Raw genomic sequence first — 22087 nt, 5'->3', positions numbered from 1 at the left:
CGTAGTGTGTTGCTGTCGGCTATAAATACAATGGGTATTAAACCGCTCTTAATAAAAAAACCGATCAAAGATCGGTTTTTTTATTGGAAAATGTATATCGCTTCGGACATATTTTTCAAGCGTCAGGCTTATTTTGCTAACAATGCTTTTCGCTCGCGGGAAGCCGCTGCTAGTTTACGTAGCAGGACTTCTGAGTCATCCCAATGTAAGCAGGCATCTGTGATGCTTTGGCCATAACAGAGTGGCTGGTCTGCAACGACTTTCTGGTTGCCTTCCTGTAAGAAGCTTTCAGCCATAATACCGGCGATGGCAGTGCTGCCTGCCCGCATTTGCGCCATGATTGCATCAGCGACGTTAAGCTGCTTAAGGTGGTTCTTCTCACTATTACCATGGCTGAAATCAACCACCATGCGTTGAGTGACCCCAACAGAGGCAAGTTGTTGACGTGCCTTTTCGATATCTTCGGCGTGGTAATTAGGCGTTTTGCCGCCGCGCAGAATGATATGACCAAACGGATTACCGTGGGTGCGATAGACGGCCATCGCGCCATCTTTATCCGGTGAATAAAAGATATGTGGCACTTGCGCCGCGCGCACTGCATCGACGGCGATATTGATATTGCCATCGGTACCGTTTTTGAAACCTACAGGACAAGACAGTGCCGAGGCCATTTCACGGTGAACTTGGCTTTCTGTGGTGCGTGCGCCAATTGCGCCCCAAGTAATGAGATCGGCGATGTACTGACCGTTCACCATATCTAAGAATTCGGTGGCAATCGGTAATTTTAATTCGGTGATTTGTTGCAGCAACTCGCGGGCAATGCGCAAACCTTTGTTTGGCTCAAAACTGCCATCAAGATCAGGATCTGAAATTAATCCTTTCCAGCCGACTATTGTGCGTGGCTTTTCAAAATAGACGCGCATTAAAATACACAAATCATCTTTCAATTCTTGGTGTAACACGGCTAAGCGCTGCGCATAATCTAATGCCGCTTTGGTATCGTGGATTGAGCATGGACCTATGATGACCAACAAACGCTGATCTTCACCCATAATAATGGCTTCGACTTCACGGCGTTGTTGAACTAGATAATCTGCCGCATCTTGAGTTAATGGGAACTCAGATGCCAGTTGCGCAGGTGAGATGACTTTTGCTAATAAGGAGGTGCGTAGTTCGTCTGTTTTAATGGTCATTCAAAATACCGAGCTTGCGTGCGGCGCTTTTTCGCCAGATTGCCTCGGATTATAACGAATCGAAGCGAGTTGCACAGTGCCAATTGTGTTAATTATCGGCAACCGTGCAATGAATTTAATTTAAGTGAGATCCATTTGCGTTAAATTCACTCAGATTATCGGGGTGAATTTTGTTCTTTTATCTTAAAACATATGCCGTTCAAGGCCCGTGACATCCAATATCTTGGTCGCTATTTCTTCGACAGAATGATTGGTGGTGTCGATATAGGGAATACGTTCGCGTTTAAATAGCATTTCCACTTCTTTGACTTCTAAACGGCACTGTTTGAGCGATGAGTAGCGGCTGTTCTCCATACGGCTTTGGCGAATTTCGTGTAAACGCACTGGATCGATTGTCAGGCCAAAGAGTTTTTTCTTATTGCGTTTAAGCGCTTCAGGTAATTTAAGATCATCCATGTCATCTTCGGTAAACGGATAGTTGGCCGCCTTAATCCCAAACTGCATCGATAAATACAGACTTGATGGCGTTTTACCACAACGTGATACCCCCAGTAACACTAAATCAGCTTTATCCATGTGTTTCATGGTTTGGCCATCATCGTTATCCATCGCAAAATTAATGGCATCGATACGTGCTTCATAGCCGTGATTGGCTTTTCCATGAGTTCGATGTAGTACTGGAGAAGCTGAAACACCTAAATGTTGTTCGAGTGGGGCCACAAAAGTATTTAAAAAATCATAATCTAAGCCTTCACTTGAGTAGATGATGTCGCGAATTTCAGGTTTGACGATCGAATGGAACACTAACGGCCGCTCACCTGTTGTAATAAAACAATCATTAATTTGGCGCTTAACTTGCTCGGCTTTGGTCGGAGTTTCGACAAAAGGAATGGTAAGTGACTCAAATTCTAGTGGAAATTGCGAGAGAACCGCATGACCAAAGACCTCAGCAGTGATTGCTGTCCCATCGGAAATATAGAATACTTTTGGTGCCATACTGACCTCTTGTAGTAATAAAATTACAAATGAAATTATAGATTTACGCATGTTGAGCTGGAGTGTAAAATGCCGCTGCCCTCGTGTGAAGGGGCCACTGAAATAAACTTGCGGAGATAGAACTGTGCAGCAATACGTACTCTGGTATCAAGAATTAGGCATGGGTGACGTCAACTTGGTTGGCGGCAAAAATGCTTCTCTAGGCGAGATGATCAGCAATCTGGCTAATGCCGGTGTTCAAGTACCTGGCGGATTTGCGACAACTTCCTATGCTTTCAATGAGTTCCTTGAACAAAGCGGAGTTAACCAGAAGATTTATGACATTCTAGCCACATTGGATGTAGATGATGTCAATGCGTTGGCTAAAGTAGGCGCACAGATCAGGCAGTGGGTTATTGACACGCCATTCCAACCTGCATTCGAGCAAGCGATTCGTGAAGCTTACGATAAACTTGCCGCAGAAACGAGCGAAGCTTCATTTGCCGTTCGTTCTTCAGCTACCGCAGAAGATATGCCAGACGCATCTTTCGCGGGGCAGCAAGAAACCTTCTTAAACGTGAAAGGCTATGAATCTGTACTCGTGGCTGTTAAGCACGTATTTGCCTCATTGTTTAACGATCGCGCTATTTCTTACCGTGTTCACCAAGGTTACGAGCACCACGGTGTTGCTTTATCTGCTGGCGTACAGCGTATGGTACGTTCAGACAAAGCGGCTTCAGGTGTAATGTTCACTATGGACACTGAATCTGGTAATAACGATGTGGTATTTATCACTTCATCTTTTGGTTTAGGTGAAATGGTTGTTCAAGGCGCGGTAAACCCTGATGAATTTTATGTTCATAAACCTATTTTAGCCTTAGGTCATAAGGCTGTTGTGCGCCGTAATATCGGTAGCAAGCTCATCCAAATGGTGTATTCAGATGATGCTACTCACGGCAAACAAGTTAAAATTGAAGATGTCGCTGCAGATAAGCGTCGTCAATTCTCTATCAACGATGCCGAAGTTGAAGAGTTGGCAAAACAAGCTGTGATAATCGAGCAACACTATGGTCGTGCCATGGATATCGAATGGGCAAAAGACGGTAATGACGGCAAACTGTATATCGTTCAAGCGCGTCCAGAAACGGTACGTAGCCGTGAAGATGTGCAGTTGATTGAGCGTTATCACTTAAAGAGCCGCGGCGCTGTGATCTGTGAAGGTCGCGCTATCGGCCATAAAGTGGGTACTGGCGTTGCTAAAGTATTAACGTCGATTGCTGATATGGATCAAATCCAACCTGGCGATGTGTTAGTAACTGACATGACCGATCCCGATTGGGAACCTATCATGAAACGCGCTAGCGCGATTGTCACCAACCGTGGCGGTCGTACCTGTCACGCGGCAATTATTGCTCGTGAATTAGGTGTGCCAGCAGTTGTAGGTTGTGGTGATGTGACTGACCGTATCAAAACTGGTCAAATTGTGACGGTTTCTTGCGCTGAAGGTGACACAGGTTTTATTTACGAAGGTAAACAAGATTTTGAAATAATTTCAAACCGTGTTGATTCGTTGCCTGAACTGCCAATGAAAATCATGATGAACGTCGGTAACCCAGACAGAGCATTTGATTTCGCCCGTTTGCCAAACGAAGGTGTGGGTCTAGCGCGTTTAGAATTCATCATCAACCGCATGATTGGTATTCATCCGAAGGCACTGCTTGAGTTCAACCAACAAGACGCCGCGCTGCAAACTGAAATCAACGAGATGATCGCCGGTTACGATTCTCCAGTTGAGTTCTACATTGCTCGTTTAGTTGAAGGTATTGCGACTATCGGCTCGGCTTTCTATCCTAAGAAAGTGATCGTGCGTATGTCAGACTTTAAGTCTAACGAATACGCCAACTTGGTGGGCGGTGATAGATACGAGCCAGAAGAAGAGAACCCAATGCTGGGTTTCCGCGGTGCAAGCCGTTATATCTCTGAATCGTTCCGTGACTGTTTTGCCCTAGAATGTGAAGCGATCAAACGTGTTCGTAATGACATGGGTCTGAAAAATGTTGAAGTGATGATCCCGTTCGTACGGACCGTGAATGAAGCGCAGCAAGTGATCGGCTTGCTTAAAGAGCAAGGTTTAGAGCGCGGTAAAGATGGTTTACGCGTCATTATGATGTGTGAAGTCCCTTCAAATGCGCTATTAGCCGAGCAATTCCTTGAGCACTTCGATGGTTTCTCAATCGGCTCAAACGATTTAACTCAGTTAACACTCGGTCTTGACCGTGACTCAGGTATTATCAGCCATTTGTTTGACGAACGTGATGAAGCGGTTAAAATGTTACTTTCTTTAGCGATTAAAGCGGCTAAAGCGAAGGGCGCGTATATTGGTATCTGTGGTCAAGGTCCTTCAGATCACGCCGATTTTGCGGCTTGGCTAGTTGCGCAGGGCATTGATACTGTGTCACTTAATCCTGATACCGTGATTGATACTTGGCTATATTTAGCTGAAGCCCACGGGTGATCTGTAACGTAATTTCATAAAGATGTTAAAAAAGCCGCTTTTTAGCGGCTTTTTTTTGTTTATAATGGCGCTATAACGATAATTGACAGAAGCCAGCCATGTTACCCCTGCTATCACATCAACAAACATTAGAGCCTGTGTATTTGGCGTACCTTGATGCGCTAGAGCAAAGCACCTTTTCCGGTGACATAGATAAACGTTACAGTGCCCGTTTAGTGCAAGCAACGGACAACTCTGTGTATCAATTTTTGCCTCAAGCTGTGCTGTATCCTAAAAACCAGTTGGATATTCAAATTGCCTTAACACTCGCTGCCACTGATGAGTATCGCAGTGTAACGTTTAGTGCGCGGGGCGGCGGTACTGGCACTAACGGACAGTCGCTTACCCATGGGTTGATATTAGATGTGTCGCGTTACATGAACCGCGTGCTTGAAGTAAATGCTGAGCAAGGCTGGGTTCGAGTGGAAGCCGGCGTAATTAAAGATGCACTCAACGATGCACTGCGTCCCCATGGTTATTTTTTTAGCCCCGATTTATCCACCTCAAACCGCGCGACGATTGGTGGCATGATCAATACCGATGCCTCGGGTGCGGGTTCATTGGTCTATGGTAAGACGTCAGATCACGTGCTGGCGCTGCGCAGTGTGTTGATTGATGGCAGTGTGCTGGATACGCATCCCATAGACGCGGGACTACTGTGTAACCCCGATAATGTCAGTGATAATCCGCTGGGGCAGAAACTGATTTCTGCTGTGGCGGCGGTATGCCGCGAAAAGCGCATTCAGATTGAAAACCAATTTCCTAAGCTCAACCGTTTCCTCACTGGCTATGACTTAAAACACGTGTGGAATGACAACCTGACGCAATTCGATTTATCACGAATTCTGACGGGCTCAGAGGGCACTCTCGCTGTCATCACCGAAGCGAAACTGAATATTACCCCGCTGCCGGCCGAGCGCGCCATGGTGAATATTAAGTATGATTCGTTCCAATCGGCATTACGTCATGCGCCATCGTTAGTGGCTGCGCGCGCGACTGTGGTAGAAACAGTCGATTCAAAAGTCCTTAACTTAGCTCGTGAAGATATTGTCTGGCATTCTGTGGCTGATCTTATCCAAGAAGTGCCAGGTAAAGTTATTGATGGCCTTAATATGGTCGAATTTGCAGGTGACACGGTCGAAGTTGAGCAAAAGCTCGCGAGTTTGGAAGCTGTGTTGACTGAGCAGATCAGCAAAGGCGAGTGCGGTGTATTGGGTTACCAAGTGACGCAAGATAAGCCGAGTATCGAAAAAATTTACGGCATGCGTAAAAAAGCCGTTGGCTTACTCGGCGCCACTAAAGGTCGCCGTAAGCCCATTGCCTTTGCAGAAGATACCGCGGTACCGCCCGAAAAACTCGCCGATTACATTATGGAGTTTCGCGCGTTACTCGACGGGCATAATCTGCAATACGGTATGTTCGGCCACGTGGATGCGGGCGTGTTACATGTTCGTCCAGCGCTCGATATGTGCGATGTTGAAGATGAAAAGTTACTGCGAGTCATTTCTGATCAAGTCGCGGCACTGACGCTTAAATACGGCGGCCTAATGTGGGGCGAACACGGTAAAGGCGTGCGCGGTGAATACGGTCCAGCTGTCTTTGGTGATGAACTTTTCGGTGTGTTGCAAGATATCAAAGGCTTGTTCGACCCCGATAATCGTCTTAACCCAGGCAAACTGGTAGCCCCTAAAAAGGTGGGCGCGCTTTATTACGATATCGATAGTGTTAAGCGCGGTAAATTTGACCGACAAATTCCTATCGATGTACGGGATGCATTTCCCGATGTAATGAACTGTAATGGTAATGGCCTGTGTTTTAACTACAGCAGTTATTCGCCTATGTGTCCGTCATTTAAGGTGACGGGTGACAGAGTGCAATCCCCCAAGGGGCGCGCTGGGCTCATGAGAGAGTGGTTAAGGCTGCTTGAGGCTGAAGGAGTAGACGTAAACGCACTGGCAAAAGCAAAGCCCTTAGGTTGGCTGCAGCGAGTGCAAAATACCTTCAATGCAAAACGCGATTATGATTATTCACACGAAGTGATGGAGTCGCTCAAGGGCTGTTTAGCCTGTAAAGCTTGTTCAGGGCAGTGCCCGGTTAAAGTGGACGTGCCAAAATTTAGAGCGCAATTTTTTAATATTTACTATCAACGTTATTTAAGGCCAGCCAAAGATTACCTCGTTGCTGGGATTGAAGACAGCTTACCATTAATGGCCGCTGCGCCGCGCCTGACTAACTTTGCTGCGCAAAATCCATTAAGCCAATGGGTGATTAAACAGGCGATTGGTTATGTGGATGCGCCGGCATTATCTGTGCCAACCTTAAAGCAAAGACTTGATGGTCATGCGAGCCGTGGTTATGACTTAGCGGCATTACAAGCGATTCCAGAAGAAGCGCGCGCGCAGTTTGTGTTAGTGGTGCAAGATCCCTTTAACAGTTTTTATGACTCAGGCCTTGTTTATCGATTTATCCAGTTAATTGAAAAACTTGGTTTAAAACCTGTGCTGTTACCCTATAAACCCAATGGTAAGCCAACGCATATTAAAGGTTTTTTAGATAAGTTTGCGAAAACGGCGCAGTCGAGTGCGGACTTTCTGAATCAAGTCCATAAACTGGGCATGCCCATGGTAGGGATCGATCCTGCTTTAGTCTTGTGTTATCGCGATGAATACCGTGAAGTCTTAGGGGCTAATCGCGGTCATTTTGAGGTCAAGTTAGCCAACGAATGGCTACTGAATGTCATCAAAGATTTACCTGCAAAAGCTGCGCAAGATAAGCAATATACGTGGTTTAGTCATTGCACTGAATCGACGGCCAAGCCAAATACCGCCAATGAGTGGACTAAAATCTTTGCCCATTTTGGCGCTAAGTTAACCGCAGTCAATTTAGGTTGTTGTGGTATGGCAGGGACCTATGGTCATGAGGCGGAAAACCTCGAGCGCTCTAAGGCCTTGTTTGACATGTCTTGGCAGCAAACGTTAGCAAAAATTGAGCAGCCGCAAGTGTTAGTGTCAGGCTATTCGTGCCGTAGTCAGGTAAAACGTTTTGCGGGTTACAAACCAAAGCATCCGCTGGAGGCGCTGCTCGAGCTAGCGAATATATAAGGGGATTTACGACTTAGATTTATCCGCAAAGTCATTATTATCCTTACTGGTATATCCCACTGTTGAATGTCACACTAAAGCCAGCCGCAAGGCTGGTTTTTTTATGGACGACGGAGACAATGGATGGAAAAAGTTACGCAAAGCATTCAACACACACTTAAGCAACTCGTAGTCGATAACGCATTCATCACTGCACCGCTGTGTAGCGAAGTGCCACTATTTAACATTAACGCCTTGGGTGATTGGACCTATCTAGGCACATCGCTGCCGACTAAATTTGCTAAGTTGTTCGCCAGCATTTTACATTGTGTCGAGTGTGAGTATTTCTTAATCACCCCAGTGGAAAAGGTGCGAGTACAGGTTGAAGATGTGCCGCTGCTGATAATCGATTTTGAGCCTTTGAAACTTAATACATTACTCGATGTGCGAACCAGCATTGAAACCGAGCACCATCGTATTGATATCAAAAAAATGAAACTTACCAATGACAGCATTTATTTGCCACTTGAGCGAGGCTTATGGGGAAAATTAGGTCGCGCTTGTTACTATAATTTTGTGAATGAATTCAATTTATCTGATCTAGATGAGGAATGAGTTCGTAGGTTAATAACATCATCTGCTGTTGTGTTAGCGAGTTTATTAGGGTTAGGTGATAGTATTAAAACCCGCTCAGGGTTAGGTTGTTGGTGTTTTAGGTCAGCCCAGAAACATTAAAGTTTTGCTATAGGAGGTGCCGTTTGAATCGTTATGAAAGCTTAGGCTATCTTGTATCCCACTTAAATATCGAGCTGCAAAATGAGCTTGATTTGCAACTTAAGCGCTATCAACTCGATATAAAACTGTGGCCTGTGCTGTTTGCTTTATGGCAAGAAGAGGGCATAAGCCAAACAGAACTGTCTAAACGTTGCGATGTGGCAAATTACACTATGACGCGTTTACTCGATCAGTTACAGGTACAAGGTCTTATTACCCGCCATCAAGAAGTCGATAATCGACGCGCCTTTCAAATATTTCTAACCGATGAAGCTAAAGCGTTAGAGCAAGATCTAGTTTGTGAGGCTGAACGGATCAACGAAAAATTTCTCTCAAGTCTCAGCGATGAAGAGCAGCAACAGTTTATCTTACTATTAAATAAAATCAATCGGTTGGCATAGCGCTATTGTGAGCGAGCCTGTATGGCGGTTGCTTGCGATTGAGCCGTTTACGTATCTATTTTATGTATCAATTCCTTATTCTGTTATCCCTATCAGCCAGAATCCACTCAGCGTAATAAAGCTGGCCTAATCAATTTAGGTAAAGGGTAAAGATGAAAAGTAAGCTAATGACTATCACAATGTGCTGCCAATAACGACGGCTGACTAACACGTTCTCTTTGCCTTGTTTTAGGCTGGCGACAAGCTTGTTCTGTTTATAAATTCGGCACATTAACTCATTGGTCTGGGGATCGATAAGCAGTTTAAACTTACAAGGTGCGCCGTCTTTAAGTTGAATGGTATGTTCGCTCTGAGGTTTAAAGTTAAGTTTATGCGATACCATTTGGCCATTAACAAAAACTCGCTCTAAACCACTCCAATTACTGGCTTGCAGTTCTACTACATCTGGGGTGATATCGTACTTAAAATGGATCATAACGCTATCTTCTACCGGGATCAGATAGATTAATTCAAGCAGACAAATATGACGTTCTCCAGCGCAATAAAATGAATATATGGCTTGATAATTAAAAGTGCTTTTAAATCATTCGGTTAATGAGATATTAAATTTTAGATAATAAAAAGCGACCTAAGGTCGCTTTTTACATGTATGAGAGTAGGCGTTAAAATGACTTTTTAGCCGCTTCAATAATAGCTTTAGCCATTTCATCTGCTACTGCGCCAGTCGTGCGGTTTTGGGCATCAGCTTGGTGAAAAATTTTCAGGAGTGTATTGTAAATTTCTTTAACTTTAGCGGTTGATTTAGCCGCGTCGTAATCTTTTTCAAACGACACGTTAATAATGCCGCCAGCATTGATCACGTAGTCAGGCGTATACAATATACCCATTTCTTTAAGTTGTTCGCCGTGACGAACTTCGGCTAATTGGTTGTTGGCACAGCCAGCCACAATTTTGGCTTTTAATTGAGGCAGTGTCGTATCATTTAAGGTTGCGCCCAGCGCGCAAGGTGCATACACATCGACATCCTGTGAGTAGATATCTTGTGGTGCCACAACGGTTGCACCAAAGTCTGTAGCGACTTTGTCTAATGAAGCTTGATGAATATCGGTAACAATCAGTACCGCGCCTTCTTCATGTAAATGCTTACATAAATAATAACCTACGTGACCCACACCTTGGACGGCAATTTTAAGCCCTTTGACACTGTCGAGTCCTAGCTTGTGTTTAACTGCAGCTTTTATACCTAAAAACGTACCAAAGGCTGTGAAGGGGGATGGATCGCCACTTTTACCCTCAAGACCTGCCATATAAGGGGTTTCTTCATGGGCTATCATGATGTCAGCCGTCGTGGTACCAACGTCTTCTGCTGAATAGTAACGCCCACCTAGACTGTTGATTAAACGACCAAAGGCACGAAATAGTGCTTCGCGGTCTTGTCTTTTGGGATCGGCGATAATCACTGATTTACCGCCGCCCATCGTTAAACCAGCAAGCGCATTTTTGTACGTCATGCCACGAGAAAGGCGTAATACGTCAGTCAGGGCTTCATCATCTGATTGGTAATTCCACATCCGGCACCCACCAACGGCTGGGCCTAAGTTGGTGTTATGGATGGCGACAATGGCCTTTAAGCCACTGTCTTTATCATGACAGAATACAACCTGTTCATGTTCATCAAAGGATACATGATTAAATACAGCCACGTGAATTTCTCCGCTATACACAATGAAAAAGCCGACGAGGTGAGCCTCTATCGACTGCTTGTTATATTTATTGCAGAACCATAGCATTTAGCGATACTCTCAACCATGCATGATGACTTAATAAATAGATTATTTGTGGCAATTTAGCTTTCCACTTTACGTAAACGTAAGCTTTGCGGTTGAAAATGGATTGTACTGAATTTAATGTAACGAATAGAATGAATCGCGCACTGATCCCAAGAATTAGGTTCGCGTTATAACAATAAGATAGGATGGAAGTATGACTGAACAAGCTGTCGCCCAAACTCAACAAAAGTTGTCCGCTGAAGAGGCGGAAGCACGACGTCAAGAGTGGGTCAGAACTCAATTTCAAAAAGCGAATCGTTTCTTGGCTGAAAAAGGTGTGATCCCAAGTAAAGTGTTAGCCGATGAAAGCCGTTATCTGGTTCCTTATATGGCTATATGGAAAATTGAATCAAAGCGTCCAATCAACAAAACCTATTGGGTGATGTCTGGGGATTTACCGTCAGATTTCGTTGATGTTAAAGTCGCTGCGACCGCCCGTGATGCGGTACGTCATTTTTCTATGATGTGGCAAATGCAAGCTGAAAACTTAGCTCGCTCCGGTGCAACCCGTGATGCAACTCAGGCCAAATTTGCACAGTTGCTGGTATCGCGCGCTGAAAGTTTATATCTTGTGCACAATGACGATAAGCTATGGAATGTGCAGGCTTAAGGCTGATACCGTTTCAGTATTCAATAATAGTCAAATAGAATCTAACTGTCATGTGGTTACAGCTGCTTAATTGAGTAACATTAACGACGCATACGTTAAAACCGAATGTAAACGATTTATTCGGTTTTTTTATGGATGTTTTCCAAGCTTTAGACACTCTCAATACTCAATAACTATCCATACTGAAATAGTGCTGCACATTTAATAAACACGTTAAAACGTGCCGTATTAGATCCAAATCAGTTAAGGCTTCAGCCCAAAGACAAACCTGTTTATACTGTTTTTACGTGGTTTTGTTTACATTTCGATAAATTCTAGTTAACAAGGTGGAGGGCGTTTTTTGAGCCGAGAAGAACAATATCTACAAGATGCTAAGGCCTACTTTGCTTCACAGCAATTTTCATCAGCGGGCATGTATGCGCGCAAGGTTATTCGTCGTCAACCTCATAACCTAGATGCATTATTGATTTTGGCGGAGCTTGCATTTAAAGCCAGTGATTTTAAAGATGCTGAAATAAGATTTAATGCTATTTTAACACTTGATCCTAACTTTGAGCGTGCGCTGAGAGGTAAATTGCATTTACTCGAGGTAAGGCAACGTTATTTTGAACAAATTTATATGCTTAATCGCCTTATTTCTCTCTTTCCAGATGAGTTAGAGCTGCAATTTAAGCAAGGTATGGCCGCATTACAGACTGGCAATATGGCATTGGCAATTGACAAGTTAACGCTTTGTACCGTGAGCCATTATAACCATCCTGCGGTAAAATTAAATTTAGGCCATATCTATAAAGCAACCGGTAATACGCAGCTCGCTACGGATTTTTATCACCAATTTATTATCGAAAACCCAGATAAAATGGCTACCGGATTTTGGAGTCTAGCGGATCTAAAAAATTATACATTTTCAGAACATGATAAATCGGCGGTTATCTCAGCCTTAAATTCTCCATCGCTGTCGGATGCGAGTCGAGCGTTATTGTTGTACACCATGAATCGGTTTTATGAGCAGTCAAATCAGTATCAATTGGCGTTTGAGGCTATGGCACACGCCAATAAATTGTTGGCGCCACTAAAGCCATTTAAAAAATCCTCATTTATTAATATTGTGCAGTCACTGCGACATACAGAACTGACGGCACGTACCGCTGTTACTGAACAAAAAGTGCCTATTTTTATTGTCGGTATGCCTCGTTCTGGTACCACGTTAGTCGAGCAAATCCTTGCGTGTCATAGCTTAATTGGCGCTACGGACGAGCTACCTTATATAGAAAGAATTGCGTTAAAACTTGAACAAACTGGCTGTTACGCCAAGCAATTGGCACATTTGAGCCAAGAGAAAATTAATCAATATCAGCAAGAATACTTGCAACAATCGGCTCAGTATTTTTCAACGGTTCCTGATTATGTTATTGATAAAAACCCTAATAATTTTCTCCATATTGGTTTAATTAAAACCCTTTTTCCACAAGCTAAAATTATCAATGTGATTCGACATACCACGGATAATGCGCTAAGTGTGTTTAAACAATACTTTAGCTTTGGACATGACTATTCCTACTCATTCGAGAACATCAAAGTCTATTGGGAAAATTACCTAACACTGATGGAGCATTGGGATCGCCAATTTCCGCAGGATATTTATCATCTTAGTTTTGAGAAACTGGTTACTCAGCCCGACGATGAAATTCCTAAATTGCTCGGCTATTGTGGTGTTGATTTTGAAACAGCTTGCCTGCATTTTTATCAATCGACACGGCCCGTTTTAACCCCGAGTGCAAGCCAAGTTAGGCAACCAATGAATACTAAAGCAATAGGTCAATGCGAAAAGTATCGAGCATTTATGGGGCAAGACTATGTCGATTTTGAGCAGATTAATATTAATGTTCGCCATCGTTTATTAGGCCAATAAAGCTAATAGAAAAGGGCTTGTTAACGCCCTTTTCTTAACCTAAAACTAGGTTATTTTCCCATGGCAGTTTTTATATTTATCGCCAGAACCACAGTAACATGGGCTATTTCGAGTTAATCCGATAGGGATCCCTGTAGTTGTACCACTCCGTTTGTCGGGTAATGGCGTGCCCATCGATTTTTCAATACTAATAGTATGTTGTGGCGCCAGTGCTACATTCATTGATGGGCCTATTATTAACTGCGCCAAAATTTTAACTGCTGAAGTGCCATTTGAGATAAACACTTCTTTGTCATACTGGCTTGCTTGCTTCAGTGTTTCATCTCGTAAATGATGAAATAAAGGCCAGCCAGTGTTTTCTTCACCATATAAGAACCATAACTCGCGCCAATCAGCGACAAACCCCTTTAGCAATTGGCTAAAGGATGCTTTTATTGGCGTAGTATTTAGCTGACAAGATTGCACATCAGCTACTAAGTCATTGACTAACAATTCGACTTCGCCTGGTGACATGATGATTTGGTAATTATGTTTTTCAGTACGAATATTAACGGTGTGCTGCGGTTGATAGTGAGTGAACTTAGCTGACGTCGCAATCTGTTCATCCATTTGCTCAACCATGGCCCAAAAACGACTTGAACCCGCAAAGTCTACGACTAAATGAATGCGAGTTTGGTCGCTGTTGTTTTCAACTTTATGAAATTTCCATGAATCAAAAATCCAACAGTCTCCTGCTGCCATGTGTACGCGCTTATCATTACATTGGAACACTACATCTTCAGTCGTTACGATGGGAATATGCACTCTGACGCGCTTATACCAGTGATGGTTAATATCTGAATGCAAAGGCACTTCACATCCTGAATCTAATCGCATTAATCGAGTGCGGCCAATCACCTCGCCAAATGAGGCAATGACTTGCTGCAGGTATTCGCACCGCAGCAATGCCGATGTTGGTAACATGGCACCCTTAAAATCATTGTTGAATTCACCATTGACGGAAATTAATGGTATTGCCGAATTTCCCGCAAAATTTTCATGGTGTGGTACCCATTCTGCATCGGTAAATTGTGCTATTTCTTGTTGCATTCTTGCTACATCAAACTGCAGCGGAAGTCGGTAAAATTCACGTTTAAGTTTCATTATTATCTCATCATCTTACCGGTTAAATAAATGTGCCATGGCAATGTTTATAACGCTTGCCCGAATGGCATGGGCACAACGCATTTCGACTTATGTCCTGATATAACACTTTGGGATGAATTGACTCTTGATGGTCCTTTAGCGTAATGCCTTCCTCAGATAATGGTTCAATTGCTCGTTCCACCAGTAATTGATTAATTTGTCTTAAAGTCGATTTAACCTCGGGAAATACATGTTGTATTTCAGCTGCATTAGTAAGCCATTTATTGGGTGTTGGTGCTGAAATGGTATATCGAGAGTAGGGCAAGCTAGTTGCACAAATTTGCTGGAATGAGCTATCAAAGGGAATATCACAAAATTGGCAAATCGTTGCCAGCTGTTGGCTAGGTTTCGCCACTAAATCAGCATAAGTTAATAGGTGCCAACGGGATTTAGGCAGCTTGAGTAAACTTGTCATGATGGCATCATTTGCCTGTTGCCACTGAAACGCGGCGATTTCCTGTTGCGTTTTGCCTTTTTGCTGCGCCCAATTCGCTGGCAGTAATAAAGACCAATCACCAAATCCCGGTAATTGGGGATATGTTACAAAGCGATTAGAGCGCCATGCTTCCATGATACTACTGATATTTTCCTTAGGATCTCTGACTAAATAGATAAACAAGGCATCAGGAAATACTTGGTTTAAAAAGTCGATACGTAAACTGTTTTTAGGGGTCTTTTCTAAAAAACGTATGGGCGCATCAGACAATGAAACACCAGAGCCGTCTGCGTGGCGCAGTTGTGCAGTAAACCCTTCTTGCAACTGTTGAATAATATCTGTCGTTGCATCTTCTTGATTTAACGCATTGGAGTGAAAACCACGTATTGCTACATTTAATTCAGGAATCGTTTCAATAACAGCATGGCTTTCGACGCCTATCGTACATAGAGCGGTATTCTGGGACAGCACTTCAAAGAGCAAGGTACTACCAGAGCGAGGCGCAGACAGAATAATTATGGGGCGATCAAAACAAGCACTCAATCGTGTTACTCCGTATTAACATAACAATTTGGCTACAGCATACAGGAACACGGTTTTGACTTCAAAATACCAAGTTAAGATGTTGGCATCGTCCTTTTTATAAAATGTTCGGTTAAGCAAGATTTTTTATCGTCAATAATGCAGAGGGATTGATGGCGGGTAACTCAACACGGTTAATGGATTTTCTTTTTTACCTTTAGATATATATGGTTAGGTTTATGCGGTGGGGCAGGGTATCGGCTTTTTCTCATCAGGTGATTTCAAGCTGGCCGTTAATTTGCTAAGACAATAATACAATGTTGGCTAGCCCGATAATCGTATGCTAAAAACTCATCTTATGCGCACGCAAAAATAAAGCTTTGATGAGTAATTAAATCAAATTAGTTGCAAATGATTAACAAAAATGCCGCTCAGGAGAGTGAGCGGCATTTGTTTTAATACTGTTTTATTTTCAACTTGTCACAGACGAATGCGCTATGAGTATTACTCTTCGCTATCGTTTAAGTCGCTATCACTTAAGTAATAAAAACCTTGATTGATGAGTTTCAACAATAAGGTTTGGACTTCTTCGTGCTGACATAGCTCTGTTGCTTCATCGGCGTTTAAGCTCACTTTATCGCTCAATAGCACGATGATATCTGCTGGTGTATTTAGCAGCTCATACACTTCACCATTGATGAATAATCGCGGCGCGGAGTCATTTTCAAGGCGCAATACTTTCAAACCACCAATACGGCTGAGGCCTGCACCTTGGGCAAACGCATCTTGCAAATCTTCAATGCAGTAAGCTTCTTCGCCTTCACACAAATCAAGCTCGAAACGGTTCTGGCTGAGTAGTTTACCTAACACGATTTGGTAGCTATTGGGATCTTGGCTCAGCTCGCTCAAGAGTGACATGATACCCACTTGATGATCTTGGCTGACTATACCGGCTGAACTCGGTTCAGTTTTCGAGGTGAAACGCTGCTGACCTAAGTTATTATCGAGCAGGTAATCGGCGACTTCACTGACCAATTCTTGCTGGCTTGGTGCACGGAAACCAATCGAGTAACTCATTGCCACTGTCAGAGTTTCGCCGCAATGCGGGAAACCAGGTGGAATATAAAGCATGTCGCCTTTTTCTAGTACCACATCGATAATTGGCGTGAAGTCTTCAACCAGCGGCGAGTTGGGATTGCCACCACGGCGTTGTTGCGGGGTATTGTCGCCCACAGTCCAGCGACGCTCACCTTCGCCTTGAATGATAAACACATCATAGTTATCGACGTGCGGGCCTACACCACCACTTGGGGTGGCAAAAGATGCCATCAAGTCATCAAAGCGCCAGTCCGGTAAAAAGCGCAGAGCTTCAACCAATGGCTGCGAATCGGGGTACCAATGGTTGACCGCTTGCACTAACAACTGCCAATGGGTTTCGCCATAGCTGTCGTAATCTTCAAACGGGCCTTGAACCACTTCCCAGTTATCATCTTTAGTGACGACGATGCGTGAAGAGATTTCTTCTTCACAGGCCAGGCCTGCTAATTCATCGGCACTGATCGGATCTTCAAACTGTGGGAAGGCATTTTTGATAAGCAAAGGTTTCTTTTGCCAGTATTCACTAAGAAACTGGGCGATATCGAGATTGAGTGTATACATAGTGTTAAAAAAGGCGACCACATCTAGGGGATGTGAGTCGCCTTAATCCTTATTTCTGTTTATGAAAGAGTATTGTCCATCGCCAATTTCAGTTAATAACTAATTTCAGTTAAAAACTTACTTCAGTTCGTCGACAAACGTTTCGGCGCGACCAATGTAATTGGCTGGCGTCATTTTCTTCAGTTCAGCTTTCACTGAGTCTGGTAATTCAAGCCCGTCAATAAATACTGACAGTTGCTGCGCGTCGATACGTTTACCGCGCGTCAGTTCTTTTAATTTTTCGTATGGCTTTTCAATACCATAACGACGCATTACCGTTTGTACGGGTTCTGCTAACACTTCCCAGTTGTGATCGAGTTCATCACGCAGGTGCGCTTCGTTAACTTCTAACTTACTTATGCCTTTTAAGGTTGCTTGATAAGCAATCAACGCATGGGCAATACCCACGCCTAAGTTACGCAGTACAGTTGAGTCAGTTAAGTCACGTTGCCATCTTGATAACGGTAGTTTAGCGGCTAAATGCTGCATTATAGCGTTCGCAATGCCTAAGTTACCCTCAGAGTTTTCAAAATCAATGGGGTTCACTTTGTGCGGCATGGTTGATGAACCGATTTCACCGGCGATAGTGCGTTGTTTGAAGTGACCAAGGGCAATATAACCCCAGATGTCACGGTCAAAATCAATCAGTATGGTGTTGAAACGGGCAACCGCATCAAATAGCTCAGCAATATAATCATGCGGTTCAATTTGAGTGGTGTAGGCATTCCAATGTAGTCCAAGACTAGTCACAAAACGCTCAGACAGTTCATGCCAGTTAACTTCAGGATAGGCTGACAGGTGAGCATTGTAGTTACCTACGGCACCGTTCAGCTTGCCCATGATTTCAACATTAGCGATTTGTTTGATTTGACGTTCAAGGCGCACCGCGACGTTCGCCATCTCTTTACCCAGTGTTGATGGTGAAGCAGGCTGGCCATGGGTGCGTGACATTAATGGCACAGATCGATATTCAATCGCCAGCTTTTTAATCGCAGTCAGCAACTCGTTGCAGTAGGGCAGTAATACTTGTTCACGGGCTTCAGTCAACATTAAACCGTGGCTTAAGTTGTTGATATCTTCAGAAGTACAGGCAAAGTGAACAAACTCACCCACAGCAGCTAATTCGCTATTGCCCGCGATTTTTTCTTTGATGAAGTATTCAACCGCTTTCACATCGTGGTTAGTGGTGCTTTCGATAGCCTTAACACGCAGCGCATCTTGTTCGTTGAAATTATCTTTAATGCCATCAAGCACTGCGATAGCAGCTTCGCTCAATGGTGGCACTTCGGCGATGTCGGGGCAGTCGGCTAACAGTTTTAGCCAATTGATTTCAACCTGAACACGGTACTTGGTAAGACCGAATTCGCTGAAAATTCCTCTCAATGATGCGGTTTTACTACCATAACGGCCGTCTACCGGAGAGATAGCCGTTAGTGCGGAAAGATCCATGTGTAGCTCCTTGATGAACGCTAATTTTATTATAGGGTAAGACTTTTCTGGGCTGTATCTATGATGGCTTTTCGGGCGAAGACCAAGTGTCGACGCTTACCACCAAGTTGGCGCCACAATACAGCACTGCGCATAGCGGCAAGCAGCAGAGCGCGAATTTTTTGTTGCACAATAGGGCGTTGCAAGCAGGCTGGATTGCCAGTTATTTGGATTTTTGGCCCTATATTACTGATAATGTCGCTGTATATGCTGGCAAGATTGGCGATGACTTGTTCATCGGTTATCTCAAAATGATGTAGCTGGCGATGCACTTGGTTAATGCGCTCGGCTAACATGGCTAAGCCGCTGTTAGAGCGAACTAATTTTCGCTCTAAGGCCAACACGCCAACTAAATAGCGAGTGATCTCAACATCTTTTTGGCTGCCGTCACCGAGCTGATTCAAGATCAACTTATAGCCTTTTTGCAATAGCGCTTTGTCTTGATAGACATCAGCAGTATTGTCGGGATTGGTAACTAGAATAGTATTTAAGCTCGCCGCAAGCTCGGCTTTATCTAATTCGCCATGACGAGCTAAATGTTGAACTTGGGCAATGGCTTGCAATATACCTGCAAATGCCATGGTTCGATTAACGAGTTGTTCGTTCACGCTTTATCCTCGGATCAGTTGATCTATGATGCCGCCACCTAGGCAGACTTCACCATCATAAAATACCGCAGATTGCCCTGGCGTTACCGCCGCAACAGGCTCATCGAATATGATTTGTAAGGTGTGTTCATCGGTGTAGGTCAGCGTACAAGGCACGTCTTGTTGGCGATAACGGGTTTTCACTGCGATATGACAACCATCCACAGGTCCGGTTCTATCCACCCAATGCAGTTGATTAACCGTCATACCCGTAGACATTAAACGAGGGTGGTGTCCGCCTTGACCCACGATCAATACGTTGCGATCAAGATTTTTATCAACCACATACCATGGGTCGTCATTGCTGTTTTTCATGCCGCCAATGCCTAAGCCTTTACGTTGGCCTAAGGTGTGGTACATCAGCCCTTGGTGCGTGCCGATGACTTCGCCTTCTGGGGTTTCGATATTGCCCGGCTGTGCCGGTAAATAAGTCCCTAGAAATTCAGTAAATTTACGCTCACCGATAAAGCAGATGCCAGTGCTGTCTTTTTTATCATGGGTGATTAGGCCCATTTCTTTTGCGATTTCACGTACTTCATGTTTTTCCAATTCACCGACAGGGAACAGACTTCGGGCCACTTGCTCGTGGCTGAGCGTGTAAAGGAAATAACTTTGATCTTTATTGCCATCGACGCCACGGAGCATTTGCGTACTGCCATCAATATTATCGCGGCGGCGCACATAGTGGCCCATGGCGATGTAATCGGCGTCGAGAATTTCGTCGGCAAATTCTAAAAATGCCTTAAATTTAATTTCTTTGTTGCACATGATATCGGGATTTGGCGTGCGGCCCGCTTTGTATTCGGCGAGGAAATACTCAAACACATTGTCCCAATATTCGGCGGCAAAATTGACGGTGTGAAGCTTAATTCCGAGTTTATTGCACACGGCTTGGGCATCTTTTAAATCATCAGCGGCGGCACAATACTCGCTATTATCATCTTCTTCCCAGTTCTTCATGAAAAGGCCTTCAACCTGATAGCCTTGCTGCATAAGCAAATAAGCTGAAACAGATGAATCTACACCGCCAGACATGCCGACAATGACTTTTTTTCCTGTATGAGTGGGTTCGATTGATGTCATAAATCCTAAAACCATTGAGTATGTGTGTTGGTTAGGTGGCTAAATTTAAGCTGCGCAATAGCACGTGTAACAAAAATGCTTAACCTAACTGAAAAATATGGGTGAAAAATGTATGTAGTGCGAGCAGTTATTAAAATCCGCATTTACGGCCGACGACTCACATTTTTGGCTGACTATTTAGTCACGTTGAGACCGACAGGCACTAGCACATGCATAAGTTTAACGAGCACTTTATGCGGGGCAGTATTCTATCACGCCTTACTCGCTTGGGCTATCGTGAGGCGGTCACTATTAAGTAAGCTGAGGGGGTAACTTTGGCCTATTTGCACGTTATTGAGATAGTCTTTTAGGCAATCGAGTACCAAGGGGCTGCGCAGTAAAGATTGCTTCGCTTCAATTTGCTCAAAATTCAGCCAGTGCGCACTATGAATGGCTTTATCTTGCGGCGTAGGTGAGGGCATATCATTAAGCTGCACGAAAAAGGTAAAGCGCACAAAGGCAAGTTCTTCACTGGCGCTAAATTGATAGATACCGACGAGTCCTTGGGGCTTGAGTGATAACCCCGTTTCTTCAAACACTTCACGCTCACAGGCTTGAATCAAGCTCTCATTCGCTTCTAAGTGACCCGCAGGTTGATTAAAGCGTTGCTCGCCTTCAATCCACTCTTCTACCATGAGATATTTGTCCTGTGACGTTGCATGAATAATACAAGCGACGGTCACATTGGGTTTATATCTTTGATTCATGGTGTCTCCTTGGAGTGGATGTCAGCAGCAAAGATGTGGCTAAAATTTAGACTTCATCACCAAGGCGAATGCACTTGTGCTCACCCGATGGCAAATTATCTAGACTCCATTGACCTATTTTATAACGGATTAATCTTAAAGTCGGAAAACCGATATGCGCGGTCATGCGTCTAACTTGACGGTTGCGGCCCTCATGGATTTGGATTTCTAACCAAGTGGTCGGGATATTTTTACGTTCTCTTACCGGAGGATTGCGTGGCCAAATATCGGGCGAGTCCATGATTTTGACTTTGGCGGGTAATGTCATACCATCATTTAATTCAACACCTTGGCGCAATTTTGTTAGCACATCCTCGCTTGGGACACCTTCAACTTGCACCCAGTAGATTTTAAAGGTTTTCTTTTTCGGCTCAGTCAGTCTTGCCTGTAATTGACCATCATTAGTGAGCAGTAATAAGCCTTCACTGTCTCTGTCTAAACGGCCTGCCGCATATACATCAGCAATAGGAATATAATCTTTTAGCGTTTTACGGCCCTGTTCATCAGTAAACTGGCAAAGTACGTCAAAAGGCTTATTAAACAGTACGATAATCGGTGCAAGTGTTTGACTTACGACGGGTTTAGCAGCGGCAACCGCACGACGATTAGGGTTTTTGAAAGGTTCTTTCTTTAAACTGCCATTGGCATTGCGCGCAGGAAGTACTTTACCTTCAGCCACAGTGGTTCTGTTAGCTGGGCCTTTGTTGGCGGGTTTTGTCGAAGGCTTGGCAGGGGAACTTGCGCCAGTATTGGCACGTTTAGGAGATAACTTGTTTTTGTTGATACTTTTGCTAACAGGAGGTTGAGACACGCTTACCTAACTTGATTGGCGGTTAATGTCGCTCTAGTGTACTTGGCATTCGCCCTTAGTGGAATTTGAATATTATTGCGAATGCTCTATGATGTCGGCCAGAA

Annotated in this window: 18 protein-coding genes; 6 read left to right on the top strand and 12 right to left on the bottom strand. The window is 44.0% G+C overall.

The annotated features are described in order from the left end of the window. Positions 1-128: 128 nt before the first annotated feature. Both ACRN9H_RS00665 and ppsR read right to left on the bottom strand, forming a co-directional pair. Positions 129-1193 (bottom strand): 3-deoxy-7-phosphoheptulonate synthase, encoded by a 1065-nt coding sequence (locus ACRN9H_RS00665; protein ID WP_432312023.1) that lies wholly within the window; start codon positions 1191-1193, stop codon positions 129-131. 183 nt (positions 1194-1376) lie between these two features. Then, complete coding sequence (ppsR, locus tag ACRN9H_RS00660) at positions 1377-2189, bottom strand: posphoenolpyruvate synthetase regulatory kinase/phosphorylase PpsR (protein ID WP_076499664.1); 813 nt, start codon at positions 2187-2189, stop codon at positions 1377-1379. Positions 2190-2313: 124 nt separating this feature from the next. Here ppsR and ppsA point away from each other — a divergent pair, with 124 nt between their 5' ends. The 4 genes from ppsA to ACRN9H_RS00640 all read left to right on the top strand — a co-directional run bounded on the left by ppsA (position 2314) and on the right by ACRN9H_RS00640 (position 8977). After that, positions 2314-4683 carry a phosphoenolpyruvate synthase gene (ppsA, locus tag ACRN9H_RS00655; protein ID WP_432312022.1) on the top strand — a complete coding sequence of 790 codons (2370 nt, stop codon included), beginning with the start codon at positions 2314-2316 and terminating at the stop codon, positions 4681-4683. Positions 4684-4781: 98 nt separating this feature from the next. Next, positions 4782-7823: a D-2-hydroxyglutarate dehydrogenase YdiJ gene (ydiJ, locus tag ACRN9H_RS00650; RefSeq protein WP_432312021.1), complete on the top strand. Its 3042-nt coding sequence runs from the start codon at positions 4782-4784 to the stop codon at positions 7821-7823. Positions 7824-7946: 123 nt separating this feature from the next. Next, positions 7947-8417, top strand: a complete 471-nt coding sequence (locus ACRN9H_RS00645) for a DUF1285 domain-containing protein (RefSeq protein WP_432312020.1) — start codon at positions 7947-7949, stop codon at positions 8415-8417. 143 nt (positions 8418-8560) lie between these two features. Continuing rightward, complete coding sequence (locus ACRN9H_RS00640) at positions 8561-8977, top strand: MarR family winged helix-turn-helix transcriptional regulator (protein ID WP_432312019.1); 417 nt, start codon at positions 8561-8563, stop codon at positions 8975-8977. A 130-nt stretch (positions 8978-9107) separates the two neighbouring features. On the opposite strand, the gene ACRN9H_RS00635 is transcribed toward ACRN9H_RS00640, so the two are convergent. Both ACRN9H_RS00635 and ACRN9H_RS00630 read right to left on the bottom strand, forming a co-directional pair. Continuing rightward, positions 9108-9452 (bottom strand): hypothetical protein, encoded by a 345-nt coding sequence (locus ACRN9H_RS00635; protein ID WP_432312018.1) that lies wholly within the window; start codon positions 9450-9452, stop codon positions 9108-9110. Positions 9453-9639: 187 nt separating this feature from the next. Next, the gene (locus ACRN9H_RS00630) at positions 9640-10680 is read right to left on the bottom strand and encodes a Glu/Leu/Phe/Val dehydrogenase dimerization domain-containing protein (RefSeq protein WP_432312017.1); all 1041 of its coding nucleotides are present in this window, start codon (positions 10678-10680) and stop codon (positions 9640-9642) included. A 280-nt stretch (positions 10681-10960) separates the two neighbouring features. Here ACRN9H_RS00630 and ACRN9H_RS00625 point away from each other — a divergent pair, with 280 nt between their 5' ends. After that, positions 10961-11416, top strand: coding sequence for a DUF4826 family protein (locus tag ACRN9H_RS00625; protein WP_432312016.1), 456 nt, complete (start codon positions 10961-10963; stop codon positions 11414-11416). Between the two features lie 340 nt (positions 11417-11756). Further along, entirely contained in the window at positions 11757-13328 is a 1572-nt protein-coding gene (locus ACRN9H_RS00620; protein ID WP_432312015.1) for a tetratricopeptide repeat-containing sulfotransferase family protein, read from the top strand. A 45-nt stretch (positions 13329-13373) separates the two neighbouring features. Here ACRN9H_RS00620 and ACRN9H_RS00615 read toward each other — a convergent pair whose 3' ends face one another. From ACRN9H_RS00615 to rluE, 8 genes are all read right to left on the bottom strand, one after another. Next, the gene (locus tag ACRN9H_RS00615; protein WP_432312014.1) at positions 13374-14471 is read right to left on the bottom strand and encodes an aspartyl/asparaginyl beta-hydroxylase domain-containing protein; all 1098 of its coding nucleotides are present in this window, start codon (positions 14469-14471) and stop codon (positions 13374-13376) included. Positions 14472-14493: 22 nt separating this feature from the next. Then, entirely contained in the window at positions 14494-15492 is a 999-nt protein-coding gene (locus ACRN9H_RS00610; RefSeq protein WP_432312013.1) for a sulfotransferase, read from the bottom strand. A gap of 483 nt (positions 15493-15975) precedes the next feature. Then, the gene (locus ACRN9H_RS00605; RefSeq protein ID WP_432312012.1) at positions 15976-17130 is read right to left on the bottom strand and encodes a JmjC domain-containing protein; all 1155 of its coding nucleotides are present in this window, start codon (positions 17128-17130) and stop codon (positions 15976-15978) included. Between the two features lie 117 nt (positions 17131-17247). Then, a complete protein-coding gene (gene purB, locus ACRN9H_RS00600) occupies positions 17248-18618 on the bottom strand; it encodes an adenylosuccinate lyase (RefSeq protein WP_432312011.1) in 1371 nt (456 codons plus the stop codon). Positions 18619-18647: 29 nt separating this feature from the next. Further along, positions 18648-19265 (bottom strand): high frequency lysogenization protein HflD, encoded by a 618-nt coding sequence (gene hflD / locus ACRN9H_RS00595; RefSeq protein WP_432312010.1) that lies wholly within the window; start codon positions 19263-19265, stop codon positions 18648-18650. A 3-nt stretch (positions 19266-19268) separates the two neighbouring features. Further along, positions 19269-20387: a tRNA 2-thiouridine(34) synthase MnmA gene (gene mnmA, locus ACRN9H_RS00590; protein ID WP_432312009.1), complete on the bottom strand. Its 1119-nt coding sequence runs from the start codon at positions 20385-20387 to the stop codon at positions 19269-19271. A gap of 251 nt (positions 20388-20638) precedes the next feature. Beyond that, on the bottom strand, positions 20639-21133 hold the full coding sequence (locus tag ACRN9H_RS00585) for an NUDIX hydrolase (protein ID WP_432312008.1): 495 nt from the start codon (positions 21131-21133) through the stop codon (positions 20639-20641). A gap of 46 nt (positions 21134-21179) precedes the next feature. Beyond that, complete coding sequence (gene rluE / locus ACRN9H_RS00580; protein WP_432312007.1) at positions 21180-21983, bottom strand: 23S rRNA pseudouridine(2457) synthase RluE; 804 nt, start codon at positions 21981-21983, stop codon at positions 21180-21182. Positions 21984-22087 lie beyond the last annotated feature (104 nt).

The sequence above is a fragment of the Shewanella sp. MF08487 genome, assembly GCF_050848685.1.
Taxonomy (GTDB): domain Bacteria; phylum Pseudomonadota; class Gammaproteobacteria; order Enterobacterales; family Shewanellaceae; genus Shewanella; species Shewanella glacialipiscicola.
This window is presented reverse-complemented; position numbering and strand designations above follow the sequence as displayed.